Source organism: Klebsiella sp. 4_1_44FAA (assembly GCF_000238715.1).
Classification (GTDB): Bacteria; Pseudomonadota; Gammaproteobacteria; order Enterobacterales; family Enterobacteriaceae; genus Klebsiella; species Klebsiella pneumoniae.
On sequence record NZ_JH414809.1, the window covers coordinates 53,803 to 61,333 of the forward strand.

Annotated in this window: 7 protein-coding genes, 1 tRNA gene and 1 rRNA gene; 3 read left to right on the top strand and 6 right to left on the bottom strand. The window is 55.1% G+C overall.

Features of this window, described 5'->3' with window-relative positions:
* Nucleotides 1–18: 18 nt before the first annotated feature.
* Complete coding sequence (gene gloB / locus HMPREF1024_RS01935; RefSeq protein WP_009309807.1) at nt 19–774, top strand: hydroxyacylglutathione hydrolase; 756 nt, start codon at nt 19–21, stop codon at nt 772–774.
* A 71-nt stretch (nt 775–845) separates the two neighbouring features.
* A complete protein-coding gene (gene mltD, locus HMPREF1024_RS01930) occupies nt 846–2,213 on the top strand; it encodes a murein transglycosylase D (RefSeq protein WP_002889632.1) in 1,368 nt (455 codons plus the stop codon).
* A gap of 57 nt (nt 2,214–2,270) precedes the next feature.
* On the opposite strand, the gene HMPREF1024_RS01925 is transcribed toward mltD, so the two are convergent.
* The 3 genes from HMPREF1024_RS01925 to HMPREF1024_RS01915 all read right to left on the bottom strand — a co-directional run bounded on the left by HMPREF1024_RS01925 (nt 2,271) and on the right by HMPREF1024_RS01915 (nt 5,222).
* Nucleotides 2,271–3,041: a class I SAM-dependent methyltransferase gene (locus tag HMPREF1024_RS01925; protein ID WP_004183066.1), complete on the bottom strand. Its 771-nt coding sequence runs from the start codon at nt 3,039–3,041 to the stop codon at nt 2,271–2,273.
* A gap of 90 nt (nt 3,042–3,131) precedes the next feature.
* Entirely contained in the window at nt 3,132–3,929 is a 798-nt protein-coding gene (locus tag HMPREF1024_RS01920) for an endonuclease/exonuclease/phosphatase family protein (protein WP_002889629.1), read from the bottom strand.
* Nucleotides 3,930–4,031: 102 nt separating this feature from the next.
* Nucleotides 4,032–5,222 (bottom strand): MFS transporter, encoded by a 1,191-nt coding sequence (locus HMPREF1024_RS01915; RefSeq protein ID WP_009309808.1) that lies wholly within the window; start codon nt 5,220–5,222, stop codon nt 4,032–4,034.
* A gap of 104 nt (nt 5,223–5,326) precedes the next feature.
* On the opposite strand from HMPREF1024_RS01915, the gene yafC reads away from it, so the two are divergent.
* Nucleotides 5,327–6,232 (top strand): DNA-binding transcriptional regulator YafC, encoded by a 906-nt coding sequence (gene yafC, locus HMPREF1024_RS01910; protein WP_009309809.1) that lies wholly within the window; start codon nt 5,327–5,329, stop codon nt 6,230–6,232.
* Between the two features lie 45 nt (nt 6,233–6,277).
* Here yafC and dkgB read toward each other — a convergent pair whose 3' ends face one another.
* The 3 genes from dkgB to rrf form a co-directional block, all read right to left on the bottom strand.
* A complete protein-coding gene (gene dkgB / locus HMPREF1024_RS01905) occupies nt 6,278–7,081 on the bottom strand; it encodes a 2,5-didehydrogluconate reductase DkgB (RefSeq protein WP_009309810.1) in 804 nt (267 codons plus the stop codon).
* Between the two features lie 164 nt (nt 7,082–7,245).
* A tRNA-Asp gene (locus HMPREF1024_RS01900) sits at nt 7,246–7,322 on the bottom strand.
* A 57-nt stretch (nt 7,323–7,379) separates the two neighbouring features.
* Nucleotides 7,380–7,495: ribosomal RNA gene (gene rrf, locus HMPREF1024_RS01895) — 5S ribosomal RNA — on the bottom strand.
* Between the last annotated feature and the right edge of the window lie 36 nt (nt 7,496–7,531).

Genomic DNA, 7,531 nt, shown 5'->3' on the forward strand with positions numbered 1-7,531 from the left:
ACGCTTTAGAGGTAATTTATGAATCTTATCAGTATTCCCGCGTTTCAGGACAACTACATCTGGGTTCTCAGTGAGAATAACGGCCGCTGCATCATCGTAGATCCAGGCGAAGCCGCGCCGGTTCTGGCGGCCATCGAGGAAAACCAGTGGCAGCTCGAGGCTATTTTATTGACCCATCATCATCAGGATCACGTCGGCGGCGTAAAACAATTACGTGAAAAATTCCCTTCTATAGTGGTTTACGGGCCGGCGGAAACCCAGGATAAAGGCGTCACTCAGGTGGTAGGCGATGGCGATCGGCTGTCAATTCTCGGGCACGATTTTTCCATTTTCTCTACGCCAGGTCACACATTAGGACATATCTGTTACTACAGCGAACCTTATCTGTTCTGTGGCGATACGATGTTTTCCGGCGGCTGCGGAAGGCTGTTCGAAGGTACAGCAGAGCAGATGTATCAATCATTTATGAAAATTAACGCCCTTCCTGAAGAAACCCTCATATGTTGCGCACATGAATATACGTTAGCGAATATGAAGTTTGCATTGAGTATCCTGCCAGATGATAGGGACATAAACGATTACTATCATAAAGTTAATGAGTTACGTGACAAAAAAACAAAAACACTACCCGTAACTCTGAAAAATGAGCGGCGTATAAATTTATTTTTACGCGTAAATGATATTGATTTAATTGACAAAATTAACAAAGAAACAAATTTGCAACACTCTGTGGCGCGATTTGCATGGTTAAGGTCAAAGAAAGATGACTTCTGATATTTAATTCTTGTCATCGGCCAACTTCGCCGTTATCCTTGGTCGTCTTTTAAGCAACTATTGACACACACATGAAGGCACGAGCGATATTACTCGCCTCTGTCCTGCTGGTGGGGTGCCAGGCGTCTAAGCACGATGGCACCGTCGAACAGCGAGCACAGAGCCTTTCTGCGGCTGGTCAAGGGGAAGCAGGCAAGTTCACAAGTCAAGCGCGCTGGTTAGATGATGGAACCTTCTACGCGCAAGACCAGGATCTGTGGACTTCCATAGGCGACGAGCTAAAGATGGGAATACCGGATAATCCCCGGATTCGCGAACAGAAACAGAAGTACTTAAGAAATAAGAGCTATCTCCACGATGTAACTTTACGGGCAGAGCCGTATATGTACTGGATAGCCGGGCAGGTTAAGAAACGTAACATGCCAATGGAACTGGTATTACTACCCATAGTGGAGAGCGCTTTTGACCCACACGCGACGTCTGGCGCCAATGCCGCAGGCATTTGGCAGATCATTCCGAGCACAGGGCGCAATTATGGTTTAAAACAGACCCGCAGTTACGATGCGCGTCGTGATGTCGTCGCGTCTACTACCGCGGCGCTGGACATGATGCAACGTCTGAACAAAATGTTCGACGGCGACTGGTTGTTAACGGTCGCAGCCTATAACAGCGGCGAAGGCCGGGTCATGAAGGCAGTAAAAGCGAACCGTTCGCGTGGCAAACCCACCGATTTCTGGTCGCTGTCTCTGCCGCATGAAACGAAAATCTACGTCCCGAAAATGCTGGCATTGAGCGACATTCTCAAAAACAGCAAACGTTACGGCGTAAAGCTGCCTACGGCTGATGAAAGCCGTGCGCTGGCGCGCGTTCGCCTCGACAGTCCGGTTGATATTTCTCAGCTCGCGGACATGGCCGGTATGCCGGTCAGCAAGCTGAAGACGTTCAATGCGGGCGTAAAAGGGTCAACGCTGGGCGCGAGCGGGCCAAAGTACGTCATGGTGCCGCAGAAGCACGCCGCACAGCTGCGTGAATCGCTGGCCTCTGGCGACATTGCCGCCGTGCAGCCGACGCAGCTCGCGGACAATACGCCGCTGACCAGCCGTAGCTATAAGGTGCGTTCCGGCGACACCATTTCCGGGATAGCTTCCCGTCTTGGTGTGACGACCCGCGATCTGCAGCAGTGGAATAACCTGCGCGGCTCTGGATTAAAGGTTGGGCAGAATCTGGTTATTGGCGCTGGCAGCAGCGCCCAGCGTCTGGCGAACAACAGCGATAGCATCACCTATCGCGTTCGTAAAGGCGATTCGCTGTCGAGCATCGCCAAACGTCACGGCGTTAATATTCGCGACGTGATGCGCTGGAACAGCGATACCGACAACCTGCGCCCAGGCGATCAGCTAACGTTGTTTGTGAAAAACAGCGATCGACCAGAGTCCTGATACCTCTGGTTCGACAAAAAGGCACCGACTTCCCCGGTGCCTTTTTTGTTGCCTAAATTAAACCGCTTTATGCGCTTCGAACAGAATGGTATCGCTGGTAAACGATCCGTCCTCCTGTAACTCGAAGTACGCTTTGACCTCCGCCGAAGCGCTCTGCTGATATAAGCGAATCGCCTCCACCAGCGGCTCAGGAGTACGCATCCGCGCCACCCATGAACTGAACTCCAGCGGCAGGCGATCGGTCAACAACTGGTTAACCACCAGCCCCGCTTCAGTCGCCAGCGTCAACCACTCGCCGCTGGAATAATTACGCACATGCGAGGTGTCGCGCAGGGCTTCCACCGTCTGCAGCCAGACATCACGTACCGGATGACCCGGCGACATCACGTCCATCACGATAATCACCCCGCCCGGCTTGAGAACACGTTTCACCTCACGCAGCGCCTGGCCAACGTCATGCCAGTGGTGCGCGGAGTAGCGGCTAATCACCACATCAAAGCTGGCATCAGCGAACGGCAGCGTTTCGGCGTACCCCTGCTGGGTCACGATATTGCTAAAACCTTTCTCCTTTGCCGCGGCGGCAACGACCTCCAGCATCTGGCTCGATAAATCATAGGCGGTCACCTCGGCAACCTGTCCCGCCGCGGTAAAGCTGGCGTGCCCTGCCCCGCAGCCCATATCCAGCACTTTCGCCTGAGGAAAATCAGCCAGCCGTTCCGCCAGCCGCTGCAGATCGCGACCAGAGGCGTGTACGGTGCTGGTCAGATAGGCGCTGGCCTGGGAGCCGAACTGCTTTTCGACGTTGTCATGGTGAGAGCGTGTTGTCATGTTGTCTTGTCCTTACGGTTTTTTTGAGTAATAAAAGGCAGCACCATGCATGCGCAGGCCTGCCCCATGGCAGGCCTGACCAACCTTAAATTAATCAGGCTTGCCGGGACTGAATTCGACTAGTAGCGGGTTGTGGTCGGAGGCGCGGGTCACCAGCACGGAAGCATCGTGCACGCTTAACCCACGGTAGAACACAAAATCGAGGGGACGACCAAACGCGCGGCGGCGCTGATCGTCTGAGAAACGAACTTCGCGTAACGACATCTCACGCGCAAAGCGGTACAGCGCATTCATCCGCGGCCGGCTCCAGGCATTGAAGTCGCCGGCCATGATCACCGGCCCGCTGTGATGGGCGATCTGATCGCCAATTGGCAGCAGCTGTTTGCTGTAGACGTCGACGCCAAGGCTAAAGTTGACGGCATGGATATTGACTACCATCAACAACCGCGCATCCGGCAGCGGATAAACGGTCACTAACGCCGATTTCGGCAATCGCAAAATAGGCTCGCGCTCGCGCAGCGGACAGCAATAGATGGGGTGCGCGGAGGCCAGCGTCATTACGCCGGAAGGATGCTGCGGCAATACCAGCGCCGGCACCTGATCGGCGGCCAGATAGTTTGAAGTCGCGAACCGGACCAGTTCTGGGGTGGTTTGCGCCTCCTGCAACAGGACCAAATGCGCATCTTTGCCGAAATTTTTGAGGACCGACTGCCACTCTGCGCGCTGCTGCTTGAAGATATTCCATACCAGCACGCGGATCTTCTCATCGCTGCTTAATGGCGTACCGGCGGGATAAACCGGACTTACGCCCGCAAACGCCCCCGGAGGCAATATTCTCTCCGCAGGTTGTCCGGCGACATAGCGCATGGCGTAGGTGTTCTTTCGCAATTTGGGCATTAATCCTCGATAACAGAAACCAGCCCGACGACGACTGGTTATTCTGTTATAGGGATTTTCCCATACACTTTCAATGCAAATTGCGAGAAACCCTTAGCCTTCGGGAGAAAGCGCTGCCGAACGGCGTGGCAATTTATCTAAACGTCCGCTCAGAACCACCAACAGCAAAGCGACCAGCACAATCATCGCGCCAATCCACGGCGTCTGCGCCAGACCGTACCGTTCGACCGTCTGTCCGCCGACGATCGACCCCAGCGCGATACCGATATTGAAGGCGGCAATATTCAGGCCGGAAGCGATGTCGACAGCCCCCGGGGTATACTGCTCTGCTTTTTGCACCACATAGACCTGCAGACCCGGCACGTTGCCGAAGGCGAAAACGCCCATCACCAGCACTGTCGCCAGCGCGGCATAGTGAACGCTGGCGGTCAGCTGGAAGACCAGCAGCAGCACAACCAGCGCAGCGAAGATAAACTTCAGCGCGGAGACGGCGCCATGCTTATCGGCCAGTTTGCCGCCCCACACGTTACCTATAGCCACCGAGACACCATAGCCCAGCAGGATCCAGCTCACCGCTGACGGGCTGAAGCCGGCCAGCTCCTGCATCATCGGCGCCAGGAAGGTAAAAGCGGTAAACACGCCGCCATAGCCCAGCGCGGTAATGGCGTAGATCATCAGCAGGCGCGGATGGGTTAATACTTTAAGCTGATCGCGCAGGCTGGCGCTGGCGCGGCCCGGAATATTATTCGGCACCAGAAGCAGACTGCTGATTAGCGCAATCACCCCGAGAATCGATACCGCGAGGAAGGTTTCCCGCCAGCCGAAATGCTGGCCAATAAAGGTGCCAAAGGGAACGCCGGTCACCAGCGCGACCGTCAGGCCACCGAACATAATGGCGATGGCCGAGGCTGCTTTCTCTTTTGCCACCAGGCTGGTGGCGATTGTCGAGCCGATAGAAAAGAACACGCCGTGCGCCAGACCAGTCAGCAGTCGCGCCAGGATCAGCGTTTCATAGCCAGGGGCCTGCCAGGCCAGTATGTTACCCGCCGTAAACAGCACCATCAGCGCCAGCAGCAGCTGTTTACGCGGCATACGCCCGGTCAACGCCGTCAGTACCGGGGCGCCGATCGCCACGCCCAGCGCGTAGATAGAGACCAGCAGTCCCGCCGAAGGCAGAGAGATAGAGAGTTGCTGAGCAATGGTCGGGACCAGGCCGACAATCACAAATTCAGTGGTGCCAATTGCGAAGGCACCGATGGTTAAGGCAAATAGCGCCAGTGGCATAATTTACTCCGTAGCATCAGGATTAAGATGACACGTAGTATGAAGGGTTGTATAAATAACAAAAACTATCAAAGTATCAATAGAATTTTGCTATAGGTGCAATAATGAGAGCCACATCAGAGGAGATCGCCATCTTTGTGGCGGTGGTGGAAAGCGGGAGTTTCAGCCGGGCGGCCGAGCAGCTCGGACAGGCCAACTCCGCCGTCAGCCGGGCGGTCAAAAAGCTGGAATCAAAGCTAGGCGTAAGCCTGCTCAATCGGACCACCCGCCAGCTCAGCCTGACAGAAGAAGGCGAGCGCTACTTTCGCCGGATGCAGGTGGTCTTGCAGGAAATGGCGGCGGCAGAGAACGATCTGCTGGAGACGCGCACGACGCCGCGGGGCCTGCTGCGGGTAGATGCCGCGACGCCGGTGATTCTGCATTTTCTCATGCCGCTGGTGAAGCCATTTCGCGAGCGCTACCCGGAAATGACGCTGTCGCTCGTCTCGTCTGAGACGTTTATCAATCTGATTGAACGGAAAGTGGATGTGGCCATTCGGGCCGGGACCTTAACGGATTCCAGCCTGCGCGCCCGACCGCTGTTTACCAGCTATCGTAAGATCGTCGCCTCGCCCGACTATGTCGCGCGCTACGGTATGCCGCAGCATCCGTCCGATCTGAAACAGCATCACTGCCTCGGCTTCACCGAGCCGGTATCGCTGAATACCTGGCCGGTCTCCTGTTGCGATGGCCAGCTGTTAGAGATCGAAGCGGCGGTGTCATCCAATAGCGGCGAAACGCTCAAGCAGCTGTGCCTGACCGGCAACGGTATTGCCTGCCTGTCGGATTACATGGTGGATAAAGAGATTGCCAGCGGAGAGTTTGTCGAGCTACTGGCCGATAAGCGCTTACCGGTGGAAATGCCTTTCAGTGCCGTCTATTACAGCGACCGGGCGGTCAGCACTCGCATCAGGGCATTTATTGATTTTCTGAGCGACCACGTAAAACAGCTCCCGAAGGAGCTGTCGTAATACCTTCTCGGGCGGCAGGGCGAACGGCATACCGGTAGCGAGTGATTAATCCCACTGTGGCGCCAGACCTTCCGGGCTCACCAGCCGATCGTTGCAATCCAGCGCAGCGATCGCCTGTCGATCTTCATCTTCCAACTGCAGATCCAGCGCCTTCAGGTTGCTGGCCAGGTTATCACGCTTCGTCGAGGACGGGATCACCGCGTACCCCTCGCCCATCGCCCATGCCAGGATAACCTGCGCCGGAGTCGCATTATGTTTCGCCGCGATACGGGCAATCACTTCATCTTTCAGCGCCTTACCATAAGCCAGCGTCATGTAAGAGGTGATGTGGATGCCGTGCTCACGTGCCCAGTCGACGACTTTACGGTTTTGCAGATACGGCGAGAGTTCAATCTGGTTGGTCGCAATGTTTTCAGCGCCAACGGCGGCAATCGCGCGCTCCATCAGTGGAATAGTGAAGTTGGAGATACCAATCTGACGGGTCAGACCCAGCTTCTTCGCTTCCATCAGGGCTGCCATAAACTCTTCAACGGCAACCGCATCGTTCGGTGACGGCCAGTGGATGAGCGTCAGGTCAACATAGTCCGTGCGCAGCTTCTGCAGACTTTCTTGCAGGCTGGCGATGAGTTTGTCTTTGCTCAGGTTCTCGATCCAGATTTTGGTAGTGATGAACAGCTCATCACGCGGCACGCCGCTTTCGGCGATAGCCTGACCCACCGCGGCTTCGTTGTCATAGATTTGCGCGGTGTCGATAGCACGATAGCCCAGCTCCAGCGCGGTTTTTACGGATGCGATAACAACATCATCTTTCAGACGGAAGGTGCCAAGACCAAATGCAGGGATTGCCATGATTTTCCTCGTTATTTCTTCATTTCGGTTAACGGATGAAATTATGGCTGATGGTGTGGAGGGGAAAAAGAGCGATTAATGCAGAGGATTTTTGCTGAATTAGCAATAATAGAGAACAGATCAAACAAAAAAGCCCTGAGCAAATGCTCAGGGCTCTTAATAAGTGGCGGAACGGACGGGACTCGAACCCGCGACCCCCTGCGTGACAGGCAGGTATTCTAACCGACTGAACTACCGCTCCACCGAATTTCTTCGCTTTATTACCACCGGTTGTCACCCCGGCTTACTGCAATTTGATGCCTGGCAGTTCCCTACTCTCACATGGGGAGACCCCACACTACCATCGGCGCTACGGCGTTTCACTTCTGAGTTCGGCATGGGGTCAGGTGGGACCACCGCGCTAGTGCCGCCAGGCAAATTCTTTGTGCTCAGTACGCAATTCTTTATATT